The sequence below is a fragment of the Leifsonia sp. KNZ12-8B genome, from assembly GCF_056755495.1.
This window is the reverse complement of record NZ_JBPGXM010000051.1, coordinates 1-23,042: the sequence shown is the minus strand read 5'-3', so window position 1 is coordinate 23,042 and position 23,042 is coordinate 1. Positions and strand designations below refer to the sequence as shown.

Here is a 23,042-nt window from a genome sequence, read left to right as displayed (position 1 = left end):
GGGCGGGCTGCTCGCGGGAGAGAGCGTCGGCGAGGAGGCGGAGGCCGTCCGGCACATCGGCGGCGGGCACCGCCCCGAAGCCGAGCAGGAGCCCCTCCCGCTGCTCGCCGACGCAGAACCGCGGCAACGGCTGCACGACGACGCCCGCCACCGCGGCGCGCTCGGCGACTCGGCGGGAGTCGAGGGCGACGCCGTCCCGCGGGAGGAGGGCGAGGTGCAGCCCGGCGACCGACGGCACGACGTGCAGCCACTCCCCGAGCCGCTCCCCCGCCTGCTGGGCGATGGAGGCGTGCCGGGCGGCATACGCCTTCGTCGCGTGCCGCAGATGCCGGGCGAAGCCGCCGTTGTCGACGAACCGCGCCAGCGCGGCCTGCGTCAGCGACTCGGTGTGCCAGTCGGTCAGCCGCTTGGCGGCGCGGAGGGCCGGGAGGAGCGACGGCGGCGCGACGACGAACCCGACCCGGAGCGAGGGCAGCATGGTCTTCGAGAAGGTGCCGACGTAGACGACGCGCCCACTGTCGTCCACGCGGTGCAGCGGATCGAGCGGACGGGACGCGAACCGGAACTCGCTGTCGTAGTCGTCCTCGATGACGACGGCGTCGTGCCGGTCGGCCCAGGCGAGCAGTGTGGTGCGCCGCTCGAGCGGGAGGACGCCGCCGAGCGGGAACTGATGCGACGGCGTGACGTACACGAGCCGCGCGGGCGGCAGCAGGTCGACGCGGAGGCCGTGCTCGTCGACCGGGACCGGGACCACCCTGGCGCCGAGCGACGCGAAGAGCTGCCGCACCGGCGGATAGCCAGGATCCTCCACCGCGACGACGTCCCCCGGCTGGAGCACGACCCGCGCGATCAGGTCGAAGGCCTGCTGCGCCCCACTGGTGATCAGCACGTCGTCGGCACCGGCGTCCACCGAGCGCGCGAGTGCGACCCGGCGCGCGACGGCCGAGCGCAGCCGTTCGTCTCCGCCCGGGTCGGCGTAGTGCGCCGAGCGCGAGCGGCGGTCGCGCAGGGCGGCCGTGACGCTCCGCCTCCACTCGTCGGCCGGGAACAGCGCCGGGTCGGGCGAGCCGACGCTGAAGTCGTACGCGATCGGCAGCGGCTCACGCCACAGCGGGTCGTCCACCGCGCGCCACCACGGGGCCGGCTGCGCGGAGCCGCTGCGCTGCGGGTGGGAGGTGCGCTCAGGGGTGCGCTCTGCGGTGCGCCCCGGGGTCCGCTCGGGCGTGCGCTCGGCGGCGCGTGCACCGATCGCGGCGGCGAACGTCCCGGCGCCGCGCCGGGCCACGAGGTACCCCTCGGCGATCAGGCGGTCGTAGACGGTCGTGACCGTCGAGCGCGCGACGCCGAGGTCGGCCGCCAGCTCCCGCGACGGAGGGACGCGCTCCCCCGGGCGCAGGCGCCCGTCAAGCACCGCCTCGCGCAGCTGCCGGTAGATGCGGTCGGCGCGGTCGCCGCGCTCGCCGACCACCACGTGCACATCCATCCCGCACCTCCCGATTGGTCCGCCGAGAACCTCTCGGATTGGACCTTACAGCGGTCCACCGTCCTTCCTAGCGTGGAGGTCATGACAGACACCGCCACCAGCGACCGCATCCAGATCCCCTCCGTCTCGCCCGACGGGTACCGCGCCATCATCAAGCTCGACGGCTACGTCGGGATGAACGTGGAGGAGCCCCTCGGCGACCTCATCAAGCTGCGGGCCTCGCAGGTCAACGGCTGCACGTACTGCGTCGACATGCACTCGGTCGACCTGCAGAACCGCGGCTACCCGCTGCGCAAGGTGTTCGCGGTCTCGGCGTGGCGCGAGTCGCCGTGGTTCACCGAGCGGGAGCGGATCGCGCTCGAGCTGACGGAGGCCGTCACGCTGATCCACCAGGGCGGCGTGCCGGACGACCTCTACGAGCGCGCCCGCGACGAGTTCGGCGACCGCGGGCTCTCGGACCTCATCCTCGCGATCGGGACGATCAACATCTGGAACCGCGTCGCGATCCCGACGCACATGCAGCCGCCCGCGCTCTAGCGGACGCCCGGACGACGAAAGCGCTCCCCCGGCCATGCCGAGGGAGCGCTTTCGTCGTCGCGAACCGCGATGTGGCGCAAATCGTGGGGACGGGGGAGGTGCGGGAGGCTCAGCTCACGCCGAGCAGGTCGATCACGAAGATCAGGGTCTTGCCCGAGAGCGGGTGTCCGCCGCCGGCCGGGCCGTAGGCGAGCGCGGGCGGCACGGTGAGCTTGCGGCGGCCGCCGACCTTCATGCCCGGGATGCCCTCCTGCCAGCCCTTGATGAGGTTGTTCAGCGGGAAGTTGATCGACTGACCGCGGCTCCACGAGGAGTCGAACTCCTCGCCGGACTCGTACTCGACGCCGAGGTAGTGCACGTCGACCTTGGCGCCGGGCTTCGCCTCGTCGCCGGTGCCTTCGACGATGTCGACGATCTCGAGGGTCTCGGGGGCCGGGCCCTCGGGCGCGTCGACCTCGGGCTTCTGGTTGGTGTTCTCTGCCATGCGTCCATCCAACCCGCGGCGGCCTCCGCCGTCAAAGCCGTTCGCTGTGCGCGCACCCGGCGGGCACCCGCTGCCGGATCGGGTCTTGATATCCGGGCGCCGCGGGTGCACCCTTGATGCATAACTCGACGACCCGGGAGCGTTGCAGGCATCGCCGCACCACCGGGCGTCGAGTCTTTTAACGGCCGCCGCTACCTCCCGAACACCTTGCCGGGGTTGAGGATGCCGAGCGGGTCGAACACCGACTTCAGCTTCACCTGCAGCTCGTAGGAGTCGGGCCCCAGCTCATCGGCGAGCCAGCGCCGCTTGAGCACGCCGACACCGTGCTCGCCGGTCAGCGTTCCGCCCAGCTCGACGGCGGTGCGGAACAGCTCGCCGGCGGCCTCCCACACGATCGGCGGGGCCTCCTCCCCCTCGAACACGAAGTTCGGGTGGAGGTTGCCGTCGCCCGCGTGCGCGACGGTCGGGATGGGGATGCCGTAGCGCTCCGAGATCCGCTCGATCGCGTCGAACATCTCGGGCAGGCGGGAGCGGGGCACCGCGACGTCCTCGATGAGCACCTCGCCGGAGGCGGCGAGGGCCGGGTGGAAGGCGCGGCGGATGGCGAGCAGGCGCTCGCCCTCGTCGGCGTCGTGCGAGACCCGCACCGAGCCTCCCGCCTCCTCGAGGAGCGCGGCGGCCGCGGCGGCGTCGTCGGCCGAGCCGATCCCGTCGAACTGGACGAGGAGGAAGCTGCCTGCGCCGGTGGTGCCGAAGGCGGCGGCGATGGTCTCGGCACCCAGGTGCTCGGAGATGCGCGCGAGCGACGGGCCGTCCATCAGCTCCATCACGGCCGGCCGCAGGTGCGCGGCGGTGATCCGGGCGGAGGCGCCGGCGGCGCTGCGGACGTCCGGGAAGATCGCTCCCAGCGTCGTCGGCTCGCCGGCGGGCAGCGGCACGAGCCGCACGGTCGCGCCCACAATGACGCCGAGCGTGCCCTCGGACCCCGTGAACAGCGCGGTCAGGTCGTACCCGGTGACGCCCTTGACCGTGCGGTGGCCGGTGGAGATGAGGCGCCCGTCGGCGAGGACGATGTCGAGGCCGAGCACCGCCTCCCTCGTCACGCCGTACTTGGCGCAGAGCAGCCCGCCGGCATTCGTGGCGATGTTGCCGCCGACGGTCGAGATGGCCCTGCTGGCCGGATCCGGCGCGAAGAACAGGCCGTACGGGAGCAGGGCGTCGTTGAGGTCGCTGTTGACGACGCCGGGCTCGACCACCGCGAGCTGGTCCTCGGCCGAGATCTCGAGGATGCGGTCCATGCCGGCGACCGAGAGCACGATCGCGCCGTCTGTGCCGTTCGCGCCGCCGGCGAGACCGGTTCCCGCGCCGCGCGGGACCACGGGGACGCGGAACTCGCTCGCGGCGCGCATGGTCGCCTGCACGTGCTCCACACGCGTGGCGTTGACGAGGGCGACCGGGCGGCCCTCGGCCGTCCAGCCGGAGCGGTCGGTGCGGACGGCGTCGAGCAGGGCGGGATCGGTCGTGAGCACGCCGGCCGCGACGGCGTCGTCGCCGAGGGCCGCGGCCAGCCAGTCGAGGAGGTCCATGCGTTCAGGCTAGCGAACGCGCCCATGTCCGTTTTCCGCTATCGGATGTCGGGCGCCGGTGCCACGCTGGAGGAATGACCACGACCTCCGCCGGCCCGGCAGCGCGCCGGGACGCCCGCCTCGACGACCGTCTCGCCGATCCCGTCTTCGCCGAGCGCTACCGTGCGATGAGCGCCCGGGACGCGCGGTTCGACGGGCAGTTCATCACCGGCGTGCACTCGACCGGCATCTACTGCCGGCCGAGCTGCCCGGCGGTCGCGCCCAAGCCAGGCAACGTGACCTTCTACCTCACGGCGGCCGCCGCGCACGAGGCGGGGCTGCGCGCGTGCAAGCGCTGCCTGCCGGACGCGGTCCCCGGCTCGCCCGAGTGGAACGTGCGTGACGACCTCGCGGCGCGGGCCATGCGGCTGATCGCCGACGGCACGGTCGAGCGGGAGGGCGTGCCCGGCCTCGCGCGCCGCCTCGGCTACACGCCGCGTCACCTCGGGCGGGTGCTGACCGCCGAACTGGGGGCGGGACCGCTGGCGCTCGCCCGCGCGCACCGGGCGCAGACCGCGCGGCTCCTGCTCACCGGGACGGACCTCCCGATCACCGATGTCGCCTTCGCGGCCGGATTCTCGAGCGTGCGGCAGTTCAACGAGACGATGGCCGAGATCTATCGCATGACGCCCGGCGCGATCCGGCAGGCGGCGCGCAGCCGCCCGGCCGGCTCGCACGCCGAGGGCGGAGGCGCGACGCTGAGCCTGCGGCTGCCCGCCCGCGCGCCCTTCGACGGCGCCGCGCTGTTCGCCTTCCTCGCCGCGCGCTCGATCGACGGCGTGGAGGTGGCGGACGGCACCTCCTCCTACAGCCGCGCCCTGCGCCTCCCGCACGGCCCGGCCGTCGTGCGGCTCACGCTCACCGGAACGCCTCAGGCCCCGGCCGTGCAGTGCGACGCGACCCTTGCGGACGTGGCGGACCTCGCTCCCCTGGTCGCCCGGGTCAGGAGGCTGCTCGACCTCGACGCCGACGCCGACGCCATCGACACCGCCCTCGCCGCCGACCCGGCGCTCGCCCCGAGCGTCGCCGCCTCCCCCGGCCTGCGCGTGCCGGGTGCCGTGGATGCGGAGGAGGTGCTGTTCCGCGCACTCATCGGGCAGCAGGTGTCGGTCGCGGCGGCCCGCACCGCGCTGGCGCGGCTGACGGCCGCGCTGGGCGAGCCGATCGACCTCGGCGGCTTCACCCGACTGTTCCCCGCCGCGGCGGCCATCGCCGAACGCGGGCGGGAGGTGCTGCGCGGCCCTGCCCGCCGCATCGACGCGATCGTGGGCGTCGCGACGGCGCTGGCCGACGGCTCGCTCAGCATCGACGTCGGCGAGTCGCGGGACGAGCTGGAGGCGCGCCTGCTCGCGCTCCCCGGCATCGGCCCGTGGACGGCGGGCTACGTGGCGATGCGCGTACTCGGCAGCCCGGACGTGCTGCTCACCGGCGACCTCGCGCTGCGGCAGGGCGCCGCGCGGCTGGGGCTGCCTTCCGACCCCAAGGCGCTCGCGGCGCGCGGCGCGGTGTGGGCGCCATGGCGCAGCTACGCCGGGATGCACCTCTGGGCGGCGTAATGTAACCCTGTGCCGTCCATCAGCGTCGTCGTCCCCGCGCTCGACGACGCGGAGATGCTCGCCCAGTGCCTCGCCGCCCTCGACGCCCAGCTGCGGCCGGCGGACGAGATCATCGTCGTCGACAACGGCAGCACCGACGACACGGCGGCCGTCGCGCGCGCGGCCGGGGCACGGGTGATCGAGCAGCCGGTCCGCGGCATCTGGTCCGCCGCTGCGACGGGCTACGACGCGGCGACCGGCGACATCATCGCGCGCCTCGACGCCGACTCCCGGCCTCCCGCCGACTGGCTGCTGCACATCGAGGCGGAGCTGGTCGCGTCGCCGGAGGTCGGCGTCCTCACCGGCCCCGGCGTCTTCTACGACGGCAACCCGCTGGTCGCCGGCCTCGGGCAGGTCCTCTACATCGGCGGCTACTTCTGGTCGATGGAGCTGTGGCTGGGGAACCCTCCGGTCTTCGGCTCCAACTTCGCCATGCGCCGCGAGGTCTGGCGCGACGTGCGCGGCCGGGTGCACAGCGGCATCCGGTCGGTGCACGACGACCTCGACCTGTCCTTCCACCTCGACTACGGCGTGGTCGTCCGCTACGACGAGCTGTTGACGGTCGGGATCTCGGCCCGCCCGTTCTCCACCTGGCGCGGATTCGGCCGCCGGCTGGGCTGGGCGTACACGACGCTCCGGATGCACCTGCCGGAGGAGTCGCCGTGGCGGCGGCGCCTCGCCCGGCGGCGCTGGCGGCAGGAGCACGCGGCACAGGCACCGGACGCGCTGGCCTGACCGCGCGCGCGACGGAATCCGTCGCCTGCGCCACGGTTTCCGTCGCGATTCGGTGATTCCGCCGCGCTTTCCGTCGTCGCCGCATCCCCGATAGCCTGAAGGGGTGAGATTCTCGCACCTCAGCACCGGCCCCGACGCACCCTCGCGACTGGCCGTCGTCATCGGAGACGGCGCGCTGTTCCTCGACGAGGTGATGGAGGCGCCGCCGCGCGACCTCCAAGACCTCATCGAACGCGGGGAGGACGCCCTCGCCGATGTTCGCGCCATCGCCGACCGGGCCGTCGCCGCCGGAGCCCGGCTCACCCCGGTGCAGGGGCTGCGGCACGCCTCCGCCGTGCTCCGGCCGCCGCAGGTGATCGCGATCGGCGCCAACTACGCCGCCCACGCCTCCGAGCTCAAGCTGCGCAGCGAGAAGGCGGCCACCGTGTTCTCGCTGTGGCCCAACTCCCTGTGCGGCCACGGCCACACCACCTCCTGGCCGGAGGACCTCACCACCCAGGTCGACTACGAGGCCGAGCTCGGCGTGATCATCGGCAAGCCCGCCCGCAACGTGTCGGTTCAGGATGCGCTCGACTACGTCTTCGGGTACACGGTCGTCAACGACATCACGGCGCGCGACCTCCAGTTCTCCGAGGCGCAGTGGTCGCGGTGCAAGTCGTTCGACGGCTTCACCCCGAACGGCCCTGTCGTCGTCACCGCCGACGAGATCGCCGACCCGCAGGATCTGTGGCTGACCACGAACGTCGACGGCGCCATCCTGCAGGACGCCTCCACGGCCGACATGGTCCGCTCGGTCGCCGAGATCATCGAGTTCCTGTCGCGGTCGGCGACCATCCAGCCCGGCACGCTCATCTCGACCGGCAGCCCGGGCGGCGCCGGCTACTCCCGCACTCCCCCGGTGTTCCTGCGCGACCGCTCGACCGTGACCGTCTCGATCGGCGGGATCGGCTACCTGACGACCTACTGCCGCGTCACCTGACGCGCGGCGGCGGCCGGGCGACTGCCAAGGTCGGGCGTGTCGGCTAGCGTAGGCACGTGTCCATCGGTGAGCGCCGGCCGGGAGTGGCCGGAGGAGGCGACGACGAGGCTGCGCGCCTCGACGCCGCGCTGCCCGACATCGACTGGTCGATCGCGCCCGTCGGCACGGTGTTCTCGCGCTTCCGCGCGCCGAGCGGCGAGCTTGCCGTGGCGTCGCTGGGTGACCCCGCCGACCCGCGCGTGGTCCTCGTCCCGGGGGTGACGGGGTCGAAGGAGGACTTCTACCTGCTCGCGCCCATCCTGGTGGCGGGCGGGTACTACGTGCAGAGCTTCGACCTCGCCGGTCAGTACGAGTCCGCGGACGCCGGACCGGTCGAGGGAGGGCGCTACACCTACGAGCTGCTCGTCACCGACCTCCTGGCGTTCCTGCGCGACGGCGGGCCGGCGCACGTGCTCGGGTACTCGTTCGCCGGGATCCTCTCGCAGCTGGCGCTCGTCCGGCATCCCGAGCTGTTCAGGAGCCTCACGCTGCTGACCTCGCCGCCGGAGCCGGGCCAGGCTTTCCGCGGGGTGCGGATCATCGGACCGCTCAGCTGGTTCGCCGGCGGCCACCTCGCGGGCGGCCTGATGATCTGGGGCATCGTCACCAACAAGAACCGCGTTCCGCCGAACCGGCTCGACTTCGTGCGCGCCCGCTTCGCCCTGACCCGCCGCTCCAGCGTCGACGACATCGTCGGGCTCATGAAGCGGGTGCCCGATGTGCGCGCGCAGGTGGCGGCGAGCGGCGTCCCCGTGCTCGTCGCGACCGGCGATCACGACCTGTGGCCGACGTACCTCCACGCCAGGAACGCGCGCGTGCTCGGCGCTCGCCTGGCGGTCTACCGCACCGGCCACAGCCCGTGCGAGACCGCGCCGCACCAGCTCGGCCGCGACATGCTGCAGCTCTTCCGCACCGCCGACGCCTGACAGCGCGACGCCTGACGGCACGACGCCTGACGGCGCGGAAGAGCGGGGCGGCTACTCCTCCGGCGGGGTGATCGGGATGGCGGTGGTGATCGCCTCCAGGCCGCTGAGGCGGGCCGGCGAGAGCAGGTGGGTGACCTCCGCGCGGCTCATCAGCTTGGCCTCCACCACGAGGTCGGCCACGTTGCGGCCCGTCAGCAGCGCTGACTTGGCCAGGGCGGCCGCGGCCGCGTAGCCGATGTGCGGGGTGAGCGCCGTGATGACGCCGACCGACGAGCCGACCATCGCGCCCAGCCGCTCCTCGTTCGCGGTGATGCCGTCGACGCAGTTGATGCGCAGGGTGCGGAACGCCTGCGTCATCCAGGTGATGCTCTGCAGCAGCGAGTGCGCGATCACCGGCTCGAAGGCGTTCAGCTGGAGCTGTCCGCCCTCCGCCGCCATGGTCACGGTCACGTCGGCGCCGGCGACCGAGAAGGCGACCTGGTTCACGACCTCCGGGATGACCGGGTTGACCTTGCCCGGCATGATGCTCGACCCGGCCTGACGCGGCGGGAGGTTGATCTCGCCGAGTCCGGCCTGGGGGCCGGAGGAGAGCAGCCGCAGGTCGTTGCAGATCTTGGAGAGCTTGATGGCGCTGCGCTTGAGCGAGCCCGAGAACGACATGAACGCGCCGGCATCGCTCGTCGACTCGATGAGGTCGGGCGCGGTCTCGAGGTTGAGGCCGGTGATGGCGTTGAGGTGCTTGACCGCGGCCGCCGCGTAGCCGGGGTCGGCGGTGATGCCGGTGCCGATCGCGGTCGCGCCGAGGTTGATCTCGGCGAGCAGCCACTTGGTCTCGGTGAGCCGGGCGTGGTCCTCGGTGAGCGTCGTCGCGAAGCCGTGGAACTCCTGGCCGAGGGTCATCGGCACGGCATCCTGCAGCTGGGTGCGCCCGACCTTGAGGATGTGGCGGAACTCCTCCCCCTTCCGGAGGAACGAGTCGCGCAGCAGGGCGAGCTCGTCGAGCAGGTGCTCCAGCGCGAACGTGAGCGCGATCTTGATCGCGGTCGGATACGTGTCGTTGGTGCTCTGGCTGCGGTTGACGTCGTCGATCGGGTGCAGGTGGGCGTAGTCGCCCTTGGGGTGGCCGTCGAGCTCGAGCGCGATGTTCGCGATGACCTCGTTGGCGTTCATGTTCGTGGAGGTGCCCGCGCCTCCCTGCATCACACCGACCACGAACTGGTCGTGGAAGCCGCCGTCGATGATGCGCTGGCACGCGCGGTCGATCAGCTGGGCCTTGTGCTCCTCCAGCACGCCGATCTCGTGGTTCGCGCGGGCCGCGGCCTGCTTGACGCTGGCGAGCGCGACGACGAGGTCCGGGTAGACGGAGATGGGCCGCTTCGCGATCGGGAAGTTCTCGATGGCGCGCGAGGTGTGGATGCCCCAGTACGCGTCGGCGGGGATCTCACGGCTGCCGAGCGAGTCGGTCTCGACCCGGACGGGCCGGCCGTCCGGCTCGGCGTGCGGCACATCGGACACGTTCTCCGACGCGTCGACGACCGGGATGGGAGTGGTGGAACTCACGGTGGGCACCGTTGCCTCTCGTTGTGCGGTGGCGTGCAGAAGGGGCCGGCCGTTCGTGGCCGCCGGCTGATTCCGACGATACCCCGGGCACCGGGGGCCGCGGTGGACGCGCTGTCCGGCATCCCGGACACCGCTCGACACCGTGTCGAGTGCGGGTGGAGGCGGCGGCTCAGCCCAGCTTGCGCAGCAGCCGGCGCGCGAACCAGTCCTTGCCCTCGGTGTACGGCGGGTAGATCAGCCGCAGGGTGTCGGGGGCGAGCGGCTTGCGCAGCACGGCCTTCTCGTGGCTGAACGTCCGCAGCGACCGCTCGCCGTGGTAAGCGCCGGACCCGCTCGCGCCCACGCCGCCGAACGGCAGCCCGGCGACGCCGAGGTGCGCGGCGGGCACGCCGAAGCCGATCGCTCCCGAGCTGGTCCTGGTCAGGAAGCGGCGGCGCACGGCCGCGCGCTCGGTGAAGACGTAGAGGGCGAGCGGCTTGTCGCCCGCGCGGATGATGCGGATCGCCTCCTCCGGCCCGTCGACCGTCACGATCGGCAGGATGGGGCCGAAGATCTCCTCCTGCATCACCGGGGAGTCGAGCGGCACGTCGGTCAGGACCGTCGGCGCGAGGTAGCGGGTCCCGGCGTCGTGCTCGCCGCCGACCGCGACATCGCCGGAGCCGAGCAGGCCGGTGAGCCGCTCGAACTGCCGGTCGTTCACGATCCGCCCGTACGCGGGGCTCTGGTCCGGGCGGTCGCCGTACAGCTCGCGCAGGGCCTCACCCAGCCGGGCCGCCAGCCGGTCGGCGACGCCGCGCGTGGCGAGCACGTAGTCGGGGGCGACGCAGGTCTGCCCGGCGTTCATGAACTTGCCCCAGGCGAGCCGATGGGCGACGGCGTCGAGGTCGGCCGAGTCGTCGACGTACACGGGCGACTTGCCGCCGAGCTCGAGGGTGACCGGCGTGAGGTGCTCGACGGCGGCGGCCGCGACGATCCGCCCGACGCGGCCGTTGCCCGTGTAGAAGATGTGGTCGAAGCGCTGCGCGAGCAGCTCGGTCGTCTGCTCCACGCCGCCCTCGACCACCGCGACCGCACGCCGGTCGAGGTACTGCGGGATGAGCCGGGCCATGGCGGCCGAGGTCGCGGGCGCGAGCTCGCTGGGCTTCAGCACGACCGCGTCACCGGCGGCCAGGGCGCCGACGAGCGGGGCGAGGAGCAGCTGGACGGGATAGTTCCACGGCGCGATGATCAGCACGACGCCGAGCGGCTCCAGGATCGTCGAGGCGCTGGCCGGCAGCAGAGCGCCGGGCACAGGGACCCGCCGCGGCCGCAGCAAGCGCCGCAGCCGGCGCAGCGTGTGGTCGAGCTCGCCGACGACGAAGCCGACCTCGGCGATCTGCGACTCGGTCGGGTGCTTCGCGAGGTCGGAGCGCAGCGCCTCCTCGAACTCCCCCGCCCGCTCGGTCAGCATCCGGCGCAGGGCGCGCAGCTGGCCGAGCCGCCACGCGAGCGAGGTGGTGACGCCGCGATCGAAGGCGGCGCGCAGGGCGTCGACGGTCTGCGCGATCCCAGAAGGTGCGTTCCCAGAAGGTGCGATTCCGGAGGGTGCGTTCCCGGAGGAGGCCGTGGTCATGCCGCCATCCTAGGGGCAGGCCGGATCACGGCCGCGGGCGGTACTCCAGGTCGAAGATCGCGTGGCCGAGGCGCTCTCCGCGGCGCTCGAACTTCGTGACCGGGCGGTCCTCCGGCCGGGGCACGAACCGGTCGGCGCCTGCGGCGTTCACGAGCCGCGGCTCCGCGTCGAGCACCTCGATCATGTGCTCGGCGTACGGCTCCCAGTCGGTGGCGAGCCGCAGCACCCCGGTCGGGGCGATCGCGCGCACCAGCAGCCTCCCGAACTCCGGCTGGATCAGCCGCCGCCGGTGATGCCGTGCCTTCGGCCAGGGGTCGGGGAAGAAGATGAGGATCTCGTCGATGCTCGCCGGCGCCAGGCCCGTCTCGAACACCTCGACGGCGTCGTGGCGGACGACGCGGATGTTCGTCAGCCCGCGGTCGCGCATGGCGCCGAGCACGCGGCCGATGCCCGCGCCGTGCACCTCGATGCCGACGAAGTCGCGGTCGGGGTGCCGCTCGGCCAGGGTGAGCAGGTTCTCGCCATTGCCGAAGCCGATCTCGACCACGCGCGGCGCCCGGCGGCCGAAGGCGGCGTCGAGGTCGAGCTCATGGCCGGTGAACTCCAGGCCGAAGCTCGGCCAGAGCTCGTCGATCGCGCGCTGCTGCGCCTCGGTCTTGCGGCCGCGGACGACGAAGCTGCGGGGGCGGACGAGAGGGGTCGGTTCCATCCCTCCATTCTCGCAGGAGGGATGGGCGGCCCGGCTCAGAGGAAGGCGAGCGGCAGGAAGGCGAGCCCGATGCCCGCGCCGACGGCCGCGGCGATGAGCCCGACGATCACGCCCGCGAGCATGACGGCGTTGAGGACGATGCCCCAGATCGCGAAGGTGCGGCCGAGCGGCTCGCGGCGCAGCGCGATCACGCCGAGCACGAGGCCGGCGATCGGGGCGACGAAGGTCCAGCCGAAGACGATGGACGCCAGTCCGAAGACGAAGCTGGTGACGCTGAGCGTGCGGACGGGAGCGGTGCTGGTGTACGGGGTGCTGGTGGTCATGAGAACAGTCAACCGGTGGCGGCGCGCGGCCGGTATCCGGATAACCCCCGATTCGGATCAGGGGTCACCCCGACACCGGCCGCGCGGCCGGCTGCCGCCGGCGTGCTACTGGCCCAGCAGCGTCTCGATCGGGCCGCGGGCGAAGTAGATGAGGAAGCCGGCGGCGACCACCCAGAGCAGCGGGCTGATCTCGCGCGCCTTGCCGGACAGCGAGCGGACGAGCACCCAGCTGATGAAGCCGACGCCGATGCCGTTGGCGATCGAGTAGGTCAGCGGCATGACGATGATCGTGAGGAACACCGGCAGCACGACCGAGAACTCGCTGAAGTCGATGTGCCGGATCTGCACCACCATCAGCGCACCGACGATGACGAGCGCGGCCGCAGCGACCTCCTGCGGGACCACGTTCGTCAGCGGGGTGAAGAACATCGCGAGCAGGAACAGCGCGCCGGTGACGACGCTCGCGAAGCCGGTCCGCGCACCCTCGCCGATGCCGGACGCCGACTCGACGAACACGGTGTTGGACGAGGAGGAGGTGGCACCGCCGACCACGGCGCCCACACCCTCCACGATCAGCGCGGGCTGCAGGCGCGGGAAGGTGCCGTCCTCGTTCGCCAGCCCGGCGGAGCGCGCGAGCCCGGTCATCGAGCCCATCGCGTCGAAGAAGTTGGTGAAGACGAGCGTGAAGATCAGCATGATGGCGGCCAGCGCGCCGATGCGGCCGAAGGCGCCGATCAGGTCGACCTGGCCGACGAGGCTGAGGTTCGGGAGGGCGACCAGCGAGGTCGGCAGCTGCGGCACGGTGAGGTTCCAGCCGCCGGGGTTCTTGCCGCCCAGCGACGGACCGACGTGCCAGATGGCCTCCACCACGATCGCGATGACCGTCGCGGCCACGATGCCGATCAGCAGCGCGCCCTTGACCTTGCGGGCCATCAGCACGCCCATGATCACGAGGGCGACGAGGAAGATGAGCGTCGGCACGGTCGCGATGGAGCCGGCCTCGCCGAGCTGCACGGGCGGCGACGAGGCGTTCGTGGAGCGGACGAAGCCGCTGTCGACGAAGCCGATGAAGGCGATGAAGAGGCCGATGCCGACCGTGATCGCCGTCTTGAGCTGCGCCGGGACCGCGTTGAAGATCAGCTTGCGCAGGCCGGTCGCCGACAGCAGGACGATGATGAGGCCGTTGATGACGACGAGACCCATCGCCTCCGGCCAGGTGAGCACCTGGACCACGTTGACGGCGAGGAACGAGTTGATCCCGAGGCCGGCGGCGAACGCGAACGGCAGGCGCGCGATCAGCCCGAAGAGCAGGGTCATCACACCCGCGCTCAGCGCGGTCACGGCGGCGACCTGCGCCTGCGGCAGGGTGTTGCCGGCGACGTCGGGACCGGAGCCCAGGATGATCGGGTTGAGGATGACGATGTACGCCATGGTCACGAAGGTCAGGACACCGCCGCGCACCTCCGTGCCCCAGGTGCTGCCGCGTTTCGTGATCTCGAAGAACCGGTCGAGGCGTCCCTTGGCGGTCGGCGCGGGCGCGGTGGTCGAAGCGGAAATGGTGATCTCCCGTAATATCTCGATGAACGTGCTCTGAACACTCGGAGCGGATTCGCAGGCGCGACGCGCCGCAGTCAAGCCTAATTCCCATTCTCACGAGCGAAGGACGCGCATGGCCCTGCCCTGGAAGCTGCACGGCGACGGAACGACGGTGGGGGCGCGCGACATCGTGCTCCCTGGCGAGCGGCTCTCCTGGCCGCGGACGATCGGCATCGGTGCGCAGCACGTGGTGGCGATGTTCGGCGCGACCTTCCTCGTCCCGGTGCTGACCGGGTTCCCGCCGGCGACGACGCTGCTGTTCTCGGGCGTCGGGACGCTGCTCTTCCTCGTCATCACCGGCAACCGGCTGCCCAGCTACCTCGGGTCGTCGTTCGCCTTCATCGTGCCGATCGTCGCGGCGACCAAGGCCGAGGGGATGCCGTCGGCGCTGTTCGGGATCGTCGTCACCGGCCTCCTGCTGCTCATCGTCGGCGCCATCGTGATCGCGACAGGCACCGGCTGGATCGACGCGCTCATGCCGCCGGTCGTGGCCGGCGCGATCGTGGCGCTGATCGGCTTCAACCTGGCGCCCGCCGCGAAGAACAACTTCGTGCAGGCGCCGGTGACCGCGCTCGTGACGCTGGCCGCGGTCATCCTCTGCACCGTGCTGTTCCGGGGGATGCTCGGGAGGCTGTCGATCTTCCTCGGCGTCGTCGTCGGCTACGTCTTCGCGGTGATCGTCGGCGAGGTCGACTTCTCGGCGGTCGCCAAGGCCGCGTGGATCGGCCTGCCGCAGTTCACCCTCCCGGCGAACCCCTTCACGGCGCCCGCCGCCACCTGGGGCATCCTGCCCGCGTTCCTCCCCGTCGTGCTCGTGCTGATCGCCGAGAACGTGGGCCACATCCGCGGCGTCGCCCAGCTCACCGACCCGTCGGTGAACCGCGTGACGGGCCGCGCGCTGCTCGCCGACGGCGTCGCGACGACCATCGCGGGCTTCTTCGGCGGCTCCGGCACGACCACGTACGGCGAGAACATCGGCGTCATGGCCGCCACCCGCGTCTACTCGACGGCCGCGTACTGGGTCGCCGGCATCGTCGCGGTGCTGCTCGGCCTCTCCCCCAAGGTCGGCGCGATCATCAACACCATCCCGGCCGGCGTGCTGGGCGGCGTCACCACCGCGCTGTACGGCCTGATCGGCATCATCGGCGTGAAGATCTGGCTCGACAACAAGGTCGACTTCTCGCGGCCGACGAACCAGTTCACGGCCGCGACCGCCCTCATCATCGGCATCGGCGACTTCACGCTCAACCTCGGCCAGCTGACCTTCAACGGCATCGCGCTCGGCGCCATCGCCGCGATCGTCGTCTACCACGTGATGAATGCGATCAGCCGGGTGCGCGGCACCGCCTGACCCGCCGGGGCACCACCCGTTTGTCACGACACGCCGTCCGGGCACCGGCCCGGGCGGCGTGTCGCGTCAACCGGATGCAGCCGGTGGTGTCAGCCGAAGGCGACAGCCGGAGGGGAAGGGCGCCGGGTCAGCCGTGGAAGTACGGGATGATCAGGTACAGCCCGTACAGGACCGCCAAGCCGCAGGCCGTGAAGCACGCGTATGCGCCGGTCAGCGCCGCGCGCTTCTGACCATCCGTCAGCGGGCTCTTCTTGGCCGCCCTCTCTGCCCGGCGCTGCGCGCGCCTGAGCTGCTCGGGCGTCATGACGGTGATGGCGTCGGTGAACTCGACCGGCTCGACGACCGGCACGCGGCCGGCGACCGAGAGCAGACGTGTCCCGAGCGCGTAGAGGCTCACGACGACGCAGGTCGCGAGCAGGGCCGCGCCGAAGACGATGAAGAACGCGCCCCAGTCGATCACGAGCTCCTCCTGGTGGGCTCCTTCTTGCGGCGCTTGTCGATCTCGACCGCGTGGCCGGACGCGGCCACCTCGCTGCGGCCCTGGACCGGCACCGGCTTGATGGCGTTCGCCGCGTGCACGCGGTTGCGGCTGGACAGCCAGAAGATGAGGACGATCACGGCGACGCCGACGACGGTCACGATCGCGACGCCCACCGGGCCGATCCCGGCGATGAGGGCGGCGACGGCGCCGACGATGCCCGCGGCGGGGAGGGTCAGCAGCCAGCCGATGCCGATCCGGCCGGCCGTGCCCCAGCGCACCTTCGAGCCGCGCCGGCCGAGGCCGGAGCCGATGACGGAGCCCGAGGCGACCTGCGTGGTCGACAGCGCGAAGCCCAGGTGGCTGGAGGCGAGGATCGTGGCCGCCGTGCCGGTCTCGGCCGCGAAGCCCTGCGCCGGCTTCACCTCGGTCAGGCCGCGGCCGAGCGTGCGGATGATGCGCCAGCCGCCCGAGTACGTGCCCAGTGCGATGGCGAGTGCGCACGCGAAGACGACCCACACCTCCGGGCCGCTGCCGGCCGGCTGGGCGCCGACCGAGATGAGGGTGAGCGTGATGACGCCCATGGTCTTCTGGGCGTCGTTGGTGCCGTGCGAGAGGGCGACCAGCGACGAGGAGAAGATCTGGCCGTAGCGGAAGCCGCCGCGGCCGTTGGGCCAGCCGTCGGGCCGCCGGGTGATCCAGTAGGCGAGCTTCGTCGCGCTGTACGCGACGACGCCCGCGGTGACCGGAGCGATGATCGCCGGGAGGACGACCTTGTCGAGCACGACGACGAAGTCGACGGCACCGACGCCGACGCCGACGATCGTCGCGCCGATCAGCCCGCCGAACAGCGCGTGGCTGGAGGAGGACGGAAGGCCGAACAGCCAGGTCACCATGTTCCAGACGATGGCGCCCATCAGGCCGGCGAAGATCAGCTCGGGCGTGATCTGCACACCGCCGTCGCCCTCGCGGATGATGCCGCCCGAGATGGTCTTGGCCACCTCCGTCGACAGGAAGGCGCCGATCAGGTTGAGCACCGCGGCGAGCGCGACCGCGACTTTCGGCCGCATCGCACCGGTCGCGATGGGCGTCGCCATCGCGTTGGCCGTGTCGTGGAAGCCGTTCGTGAAGTCGAAGAAGAGAGCCAGCACGATGACCAGCACGACGATGAGGCTGAGGTCCACCGATCTCTTTCCGGATGTGGGGAGCAGGTCCTCCCGACGCAATCATTCATCGGGAGTTCATGCAAGGGCAGTAGTGCTGTCAACCAGCCGAGAAGATGATCGCATGCCGGTCGGCGGGGCGCGAAATCCCTCCTGCCGGTCGGCGCGGATCACAGCCGGTCGACCGCCGTGACGCGCAGCACGGCGACGCCCTCGCGGGCGGAATCCTCCAGCAGCACCTCGGCGGCGATGCCCCAGTCGTGGTCGCCCTCCGGGTCGGCGATGGTCTGCCTGACCCGCCAGACGCCCTTCGCGGCGTCCGACTCGTCGACCGCGATGAGGGCGGCGGAGCGGGCGGAGGCGTCGGTGAGGATCTCGTCGTGCTCGGCGTAGTACGCCTCCAGCGCGTCGTCCCACTGGGCTCCCGTGAACGAGGGAGCCGCTCCCCCGGCGAGCGCGGCGGCCTCCGCCTCCAGCGCCCCCAGCTCCTCGATGCGGTCGAGGGCGGCGAGCTGGACGCGGCGGAACAGCTCGTTGCGCACGAGCACGAAGAAGGCGCGGCGGTTGGTGGTGACGTTGCGCGGTGCGGGAGGCGCGAGCTCGGCCGACTCGGCGGCGTGCCGGGCGGCGTCGGGGTGCACCAGCTCCTCCCACTCGTCCAGGAGGCTGGAGTCGACCTGGCGCACCAGCTCGCCGAGCCATTCGATGATGTCGCGGAGGTCCTCCGTCCGCGCCTCCAGCGGCACGGTCTGGTTGAGCGCCCGGTACGCGTCGGACAGGTACCGCAGCACGACGCCCTCGGAGCGGGCGAGCTTGTAGAAGGCGATGAACTCGCCGAACGTCATGGCGCGCTCGTACAGGTCGCGGACGACCGACTTCGGGCTCAGCTCGAAGTCGGCGACCCAGGGCTGGCTGGACGCGTAGGTCGCGAACGCCTCGTGCAGCAGCACGTCGTGCGGCTTGGGGTGCGTCACCTCCTCGAGCAGCGCCATCCGCTCGTCGTACTCGACGCCCTCCGCCTTCATCGCCGCGACGGCCTCGCCGCGGGCGTGGAACTGCTGCGCGGACAGCACCGGACGCGGGTCGTCGAGGGTCGCCTCCACCACCGAGACGATGTCGAGCGCGTAGACGGGCGACTCCGGGTCGAACAGCTCGAACGCGGCGAGCGCGAACGGCGACAGCGGCTGGTTGAGGGCGAAGTTGGGCTGGAGGTCGACGGTGAGCCGGATGTCGCCTCCCACGTTCTCCACCACCCCCGCGGTCAGCAGCGACCGGTACAGCTCGATCGCGCGGCGGGCGAGGGCGAGCTGCCGCTTCCAGGGCTCGTGGTTGTCGAAGACGAGGGCGCGCACGTGCCCGTAGACGTCGCCGCCGCGGCCGATGACGTTGATGAGCATCGCGCTCGTGATCTGCATCGAGGAGGTCAGCGTCTCCGGCTCGGCCTCGATGAGCTTGCGGAACGACGGCTCGCCCCACGAGACGAAGCCCTCCGGCGCCTTCTTGCGCACGATCTTGCGGCGCTTCTTGGGGTCGTCGCCGGCCTTCTCGATCGCCTTGATGTTCTCGCTCTCGTGCTCGGGAGCCTGCGCGACGACGGTGCCGGCGGTGTCGTAGCCGGCGCGGCCGGCCCGTCCGGCGATCTGGTGGAACTCGCGCGCGTTGAGCTGCCGCATCCTGGTGCCGTCGAACTTGGTCAAGGCGGTGAGGAGGACCGTGCGGATCGGGACGTTGATGCCGACGCCGAGGGTGTCCGTGCCGCAGATGACGCGCAGCATTCCGCGCTGGGCGAGCTGCTCGACCAGGCGGCGGTACTTGGGCAGCATCCCCGCGTGGTGCACGCCGATGCCCTGGCGCAGCAGCCGGGAGAGCGTCTTGCCGAAGGAGGTCGTGAACCGGAAGCCGCCGATCAGCTCGGCGATCGCCTCCCGCTGCTCCCGGGTGGCGATCTTGGCGCTCGAGAGCGATTGGGCCCGCTCCAGCGCCGCGAGCTGCGAGAAGTGCACGACGTAGACGGGCGCCTGCCCGGTCTGCAGGAGGTCCTCGATCGTCTCGTGGACGGGCGTCACCTCGTAGTAGTAGTGCAGCGGCACCGGGCGCTCGACGCCGGTGACCGTCGCGGTCGCACGCCCGGTACGGCGGCTGAGGTCGTCGGCGAGCGCGGTGACGTCGCCGAGCGTCGCCGACATGAGCACGAACTGCGCGTGCGGGAGGCTCAGCAGCGGCACCTGCCACGCCCAGCCGCGCTCGGGGTCGGCGTAGAAGTGGAACTCGTCCATCACGACCTGGCCCACGGGCGAGTCCTCCCCGTGGCGAAGTGCCAGGTTGGCGAGGATCTCGGCCGTGCAGCAGATGATCGGCGCGTCGGCGTTCACGGCGGAGTCGCCGGTCATCATGCCGACGTTCTCGGCCCCGAAGATGTCGACCAGCGCGAAGAACTTCTCCGACACGAGCGCCTTGATGGGCGCGGTGTAGAAGCTGCGCTCACCGCGGGCCAGGGCGGCGAAGTGCGCGCCCACCGCGACGAGCGACTTGCCCGTGCCGGTCGGCGTGCTGAGGATGAGGTTCGCGCCGCCGACGATCTCGATCACCGACTCGTCCTGCGCGGGGTACAGCGTGAGACCGCCCGCCTCCGCCCAGCCGACGAAGGCCTCGTACACCGCATCCTCGCCGACGCTCCCCGCTCCGGCCCAGCCGGGAAGGTCGTCGACGCGGAGACGGGAGGCGGTGTCGGTCATGGTGCCTCCAGCCTCCCACGGCGGAGCGGGCGGTGTGCGCAGCGCCGGAAGGGTGGAGTCACCGCGGACTCATCGGCTCACGCGGTCATGCGAGGCGTCCGAGTCCTGCTGATCGCGTTCCAGCCATCGCGCGAGGAAGCCCAGCGGGACGATGCCGAGCAGCGAAGACGCATAGAGGCCGATGGCGCAGAGGTTCCCAGGGTTGGTGATGCCACCGTCGGGCAAGAGAACCGAGAGCACGACGAGGATGGTGAGCCAGATCGGACAGACGAACCAGATCCATCGACGCAGCTTCAAGCCGATCTCCCCTCCTACCGCTCATATCTAACACTCACATACACGTCACCGCCCGCTGCGATGCCTGCCAGGCAGTCAGCCTTCTCGCACGCCGGGCGACACGCTGCCCGCGCACAGGCACGCGTCGTACGCTGCCGCCATGCGGTCGACGGACTCCTGGTGGCGGAGGTGGTGGCCACCGGCCGCCGCCGGTGCGGCGAGCGTGGTCGCCGGGGTCGGTGCGGCCGAGCTGCTGAGTGCGTTCGTGGTGCAGAACGGCAGCCCGGTGCTCGTCGTCGGCGCGCTCGTCATCGACTTCGCCCCGCCGTGGCTGAAGGAAGGCGTCATCGCCGTCTTCGGCACCGGCGACAAGGCGTTCCTCGTCGTCGTGCTCGCGGCCGTGCTGCTGGGGGGAGGAGCGGCGGCAGGGATGCTGGAGCGGCGCCTCCCGCCCTGGGGCCGGGTGCTCATCGGTGTGGGCGGGGCCGTCGGGGTGCTCGCGGCGCTGACCCGCTCGGGCGCGGGCATCGTCGACGCGGTGCCGTCCGCGGTCGCGGCGGTCGTCGGCATCCTGCTGCTCGGCTGGCTGATCCGGCTCGGGCGCGGCACCGAGCCGACGCGCGTGGCTCCGCTCGGCGCGGTCAGCCGGCGCCGGTTCGTCGGCGCGACCGCCGCCACGGCCGCCGCGGGCGCGCTCGCCGCCGTCGTCGGCCAAGTGGTCGCGACCGGGTACCGGGCCGCAGCGGCCGCGCGGGCCTCCTTCCACCTCCCGTCGCCGACCGTCACCGCGCCCCCGGTCCCCGCGGGCGCCTCCTTCGACATCGCGGGGCTGTCGCCGATCGTCACGCCGAACGCCGACTTCTATCGCATCGACACCGCGCTGCAGATCCCGGGGATCCAGCCGCAGGACTGGCGGCTCCGGATCACCGGCATGGTCGAGCAGGAGGTCGAGCTCACGTTCGCCGAGCTGCTCGCCCTGCCGCTGGAGGAGTCCGTGACCACGCTGACCTGCGTCTCCAACGAGGTGGGCGGCGACCTGATCGGCAACGCGGTCTGGCTGGGCTACCCGATCCGCCACCTCCTCGCCCGCGCGAAGCCGCATCCCGACGCCGACATGGTGCTCTCGCGCAGCCAGGACGGCTGGACCGCGAGCACGCCGTTGGAGGCGCTCACCGACGAGCGCGACGCGATCCTCGCGGTGGGGATGAACGGCGCGCCGCTGCCGCTCGAACACGGCTATCCGGTGCGGATGGTGGTGCCGGGGCTGTACGGCTACGTCTCCGCCACCAAGTGGGTGGTGTCGCTCGAGGTGACGCGGTTCGACGAGGTCACGTCGTACTGGACCGACCACGGCTGGGCCGAGCGCGGCCCGGTCAAGCTGTCGTCGCGCATCGACGTGCCGGCCGCCGGACGCCAGGTGAAGGCGGGGACCGTCGCCGTCGCGGGCGTCGCCTGGTCGCAGCACGTCGGCGTCTCGGCGGTGCACGTGCAGATCGACGGCGGACCGTGGCGGGAGGCGACGCTCGCCGACGCCATCTCGGCCGACACGTGGCGGCAGTGGCGGTACGCCTGGGACGCCGAGCCGGGCGCGCACACCATCCGCGTGCGGGCGACGGATGCGAACGGGAAGCTGCAGGTCACGAAGCAGCAGGGCGTGGTCCCCGACGGCGCCACCGGGCTGCACAGCGTGGGCGTCACGGTCGTCTGACGCGCGGCCGGATTACGCTGGGATCATGTCCCTCCCGCCGCTCGTCGACCCGGCACCGGAGCTCTCGCCCGAACGCGAGGCCCGCTACGCCCGCACCGCGCAGCTGCCCGGCTTCGGCATGACCGCCCAGCGCCGCCTGCGCGCCGCAAGGGTGCTCGTGGTCGGCGCCGGCGGGCTCGGCTCCGCGGTGCTCCCGCTGCTCGCCTCCGCCGGGTTCGGGACGATCGGCATCGTCGACGACGACCGGGTGGAGCCGAGCAACCTGCCGCGGCAGAACATCCACACCCCCGCCGACCTCGGCCGGCCCAAGGTGGAGTCGGCCGCCGACGCGGTGAGCGCGCTCGATGCCGACACCGAGGTGCGCGTCTTCGCCGAGCGGCTGACCGCGGCGAACGCCGAGCGCATCCTCGGCGGCTTCGACCTCGTGCTCGACGGCAGCGACAACTTCCCGACCCGCTACCTGGTCAACGACGCGGCCCTGCTCGCGTGTCTCCCTGTGGTGTGGGGCGCCGTGCACCAGACCGGCGGACAGGCCGGGCTGAGCTGGGCCGCGCACGGGCCGCACTACCGCGACTTGTTCCCGCAGCCTCCCGAGCCGGGGAGCGTGCCGAGCTGTGCGGAGGCGGGCGCGCTGCCGTCCGAGTGCGCCACCATCGGCAGCCTCATGGTCAGCGAGGCGATCAAGCTCGTCACCGGCACCGGGGAGCCGCTGCTCGGCCGCGTCGTGGTCCACGACGCGCTGCGCGGGACCTTCCGCGAGCTCGCCTACGAGCGCGACCCGCAGGGCGAGCCCGTCACCGGGCTCATCGACTACGACCTGTTCTGCGGCGTCTCGGCCACGGTCTCCCCCACCGAGCTGCACGCGCGGCTGGCGGCGGGCGAGCCGCACACGCTGCTCGACGTGCGGGAGCCGTGGGAGGCCGACGTCGCGGCCATCCCCGGCTCGCTGTTGGTCCCGCTCGGCGTGGTGCAGCGCGACGCCGCGGGACTCGCCGCCCGTCTCGGCGACGACCCGCTCGTGATCGTCTGCCACCACGGCCCCCGCGCCGAGACGGCGCGCGAGCTGCTCGCGGCCGCCGGCGCCCCCGGCCTGGTCCTCGCCGGCGGGATCGACGCCTGGTCCCGCGA

20 protein-coding genes are annotated in these 23,042 nt (G+C 72.2%); 8 read left to right on the top strand and 12 right to left on the bottom strand.

The genetic code is table 11. The features are described from left to right. The coding region (pdxR, locus tag ACR9ZG_RS09625) for a MocR-like pyridoxine biosynthesis transcription factor PdxR (protein WP_481284606.1) at window positions 1-1,483 on the bottom strand (1,483 nt) is incomplete at its 3' end. An 81-nt stretch (window positions 1,484-1,564) separates the two neighbouring features. Here pdxR and ACR9ZG_RS09620 point away from each other — a divergent pair. Continuing rightward, the gene (locus tag ACR9ZG_RS09620) at window positions 1,565-2,020 is read left to right on the top strand and encodes a carboxymuconolactone decarboxylase family protein (protein WP_481284605.1); all 456 of its coding nucleotides are present in this window, start codon (window positions 1,565-1,567) and stop codon (window positions 2,018-2,020) included. A 109-nt stretch (window positions 2,021-2,129) separates the two neighbouring features. On the opposite strand, the gene ACR9ZG_RS09615 is transcribed toward ACR9ZG_RS09620, so the two are convergent. Both ACR9ZG_RS09615 and ACR9ZG_RS09610 read right to left on the bottom strand, forming a co-directional pair. Continuing rightward, window positions 2,130-2,504 carry an FKBP-type peptidyl-prolyl cis-trans isomerase gene (locus tag ACR9ZG_RS09615; RefSeq protein WP_481284604.1) on the bottom strand — a complete coding sequence of 125 codons (375 nt, stop codon included), beginning with the start codon at window positions 2,502-2,504 and terminating at the stop codon, window positions 2,130-2,132. Between the two features lie 191 nt (window positions 2,505-2,695). Further along, a complete protein-coding gene (locus tag ACR9ZG_RS09610) occupies window positions 2,696-4,090 on the bottom strand; it encodes an FAD-binding oxidoreductase (protein WP_481284603.1) in 1,395 nt (464 codons plus the stop codon). Between the two features lie 74 nt (window positions 4,091-4,164). Between ACR9ZG_RS09610 and ACR9ZG_RS09605 the strand changes: the two genes are divergently transcribed. The 4 genes from ACR9ZG_RS09605 to ACR9ZG_RS09590 all read left to right on the top strand — a co-directional run bounded on the left by ACR9ZG_RS09605 (window position 4,165) and on the right by ACR9ZG_RS09590 (window position 8,403). Next, complete coding sequence (locus ACR9ZG_RS09605) at window positions 4,165-5,685, top strand: DNA-3-methyladenine glycosylase 2 family protein (protein ID WP_481284602.1); 1,521 nt, start codon at window positions 4,165-4,167, stop codon at window positions 5,683-5,685. Window positions 5,686-5,694: 9 nt separating this feature from the next. Beyond that, complete coding sequence (locus ACR9ZG_RS09600; protein WP_481284601.1) at window positions 5,695-6,459, top strand: glycosyltransferase family 2 protein; 765 nt, start codon at window positions 5,695-5,697, stop codon at window positions 6,457-6,459. Between the two features lie 103 nt (window positions 6,460-6,562). Beyond that, complete coding sequence (locus tag ACR9ZG_RS09595) at window positions 6,563-7,438, top strand: fumarylacetoacetate hydrolase family protein (RefSeq protein ID WP_481284600.1); 876 nt, start codon at window positions 6,563-6,565, stop codon at window positions 7,436-7,438. A gap of 56 nt (window positions 7,439-7,494) precedes the next feature. After that, a complete protein-coding gene (locus ACR9ZG_RS09590) occupies window positions 7,495-8,403 on the top strand; it encodes an alpha/beta fold hydrolase (protein WP_481284599.1) in 909 nt (302 codons plus the stop codon). A gap of 51 nt (window positions 8,404-8,454) precedes the next feature. On the opposite strand, the gene ACR9ZG_RS09585 is transcribed toward ACR9ZG_RS09590, so the two are convergent. The 5 genes from ACR9ZG_RS09585 to ACR9ZG_RS09565 all read right to left on the bottom strand — a co-directional run bounded on the left by ACR9ZG_RS09585 (window position 8,455) and on the right by ACR9ZG_RS09565 (window position 14,164). Beyond that, window positions 8,455-9,909, bottom strand: a complete 1,455-nt coding sequence (locus ACR9ZG_RS09585) for an aspartate ammonia-lyase (RefSeq protein ID WP_481284608.1) — start codon at window positions 9,907-9,909, stop codon at window positions 8,455-8,457. Window positions 9,910-10,132: 223 nt separating this feature from the next. Continuing rightward, window positions 10,133-11,575: an aldehyde dehydrogenase family protein gene (locus ACR9ZG_RS09580; RefSeq protein ID WP_481284598.1), complete on the bottom strand. Its 1,443-nt coding sequence runs from the start codon at window positions 11,573-11,575 to the stop codon at window positions 10,133-10,135. Between the two features lie 25 nt (window positions 11,576-11,600). Next, window positions 11,601-12,284, bottom strand: coding sequence for a tRNA (guanosine(46)-N7)-methyltransferase TrmB (gene trmB / locus ACR9ZG_RS09575; RefSeq protein ID WP_481284597.1), 684 nt, complete (start codon window positions 12,282-12,284; stop codon window positions 11,601-11,603). A 35-nt stretch (window positions 12,285-12,319) separates the two neighbouring features. Beyond that, window positions 12,320-12,607 (bottom strand): hypothetical protein, encoded by a 288-nt coding sequence (locus ACR9ZG_RS09570; protein WP_481284596.1) that lies wholly within the window; start codon window positions 12,605-12,607, stop codon window positions 12,320-12,322. Between the two features lie 105 nt (window positions 12,608-12,712). After that, the gene (locus tag ACR9ZG_RS09565; protein WP_481284607.1) at window positions 12,713-14,164 is read right to left on the bottom strand and encodes an NCS2 family permease; all 1,452 of its coding nucleotides are present in this window, start codon (window positions 14,162-14,164) and stop codon (window positions 12,713-12,715) included. A gap of 112 nt (window positions 14,165-14,276) precedes the next feature. On the opposite strand from ACR9ZG_RS09565, the gene ACR9ZG_RS09560 reads away from it, so the two are divergent. Further along, on the top strand, window positions 14,277-15,554 hold the full coding sequence (locus ACR9ZG_RS09560; protein WP_481284595.1) for a uracil-xanthine permease family protein: 1,278 nt from the start codon (window positions 14,277-14,279) through the stop codon (window positions 15,552-15,554). A gap of 127 nt (window positions 15,555-15,681) precedes the next feature. On the opposite strand, the gene ACR9ZG_RS09555 is transcribed toward ACR9ZG_RS09560, so the two are convergent. The 4 genes from ACR9ZG_RS09555 to ACR9ZG_RS09540 form a co-directional block, all read right to left on the bottom strand. Further along, entirely contained in the window at window positions 15,682-16,014 is a 333-nt protein-coding gene (locus ACR9ZG_RS09555) for a peptidase (protein WP_481284594.1), read from the bottom strand. Then, window positions 16,011-17,216: an inorganic phosphate transporter gene (locus tag ACR9ZG_RS09550; RefSeq protein ID WP_481284593.1), complete on the bottom strand. Its 1,206-nt coding sequence runs from the start codon at window positions 17,214-17,216 to the stop codon at window positions 16,011-16,013. The genes ACR9ZG_RS09555 and ACR9ZG_RS09550 overlap by 4 nt, the downstream gene beginning before the upstream one ends. Before the next feature lie 149 nt (window positions 17,217-17,365). Next, the gene (locus ACR9ZG_RS09545) at window positions 17,366-19,930 is read right to left on the bottom strand and encodes a DEAD/DEAH box helicase (RefSeq protein ID WP_481284592.1); all 2,565 of its coding nucleotides are present in this window, start codon (window positions 19,928-19,930) and stop codon (window positions 17,366-17,368) included. 69 nt (window positions 19,931-19,999) lie between these two features. After that, the gene (locus ACR9ZG_RS09540) at window positions 20,000-20,227 is read right to left on the bottom strand and encodes a hypothetical protein (protein ID WP_481284591.1); all 228 of its coding nucleotides are present in this window, start codon (window positions 20,225-20,227) and stop codon (window positions 20,000-20,002) included. Window positions 20,228-20,366: 139 nt separating this feature from the next. On the opposite strand from ACR9ZG_RS09540, the gene ACR9ZG_RS09535 reads away from it, so the two are divergent. Together ACR9ZG_RS09535 and ACR9ZG_RS09530 are read left to right on the top strand one after the other, a co-directional pair. Further along, a complete protein-coding gene (locus ACR9ZG_RS09535) occupies window positions 20,367-21,914 on the top strand; it encodes a molybdopterin-dependent oxidoreductase (protein ID WP_481284590.1) in 1,548 nt (515 codons plus the stop codon). 25 nt (window positions 21,915-21,939) lie between these two features. Next, window positions 21,940-23,042, top strand: a 1,103-nt coding sequence (locus ACR9ZG_RS09530; RefSeq protein WP_481284589.1) for a ThiF family adenylyltransferase, incomplete at its 3' end; no start/stop codon positions are given.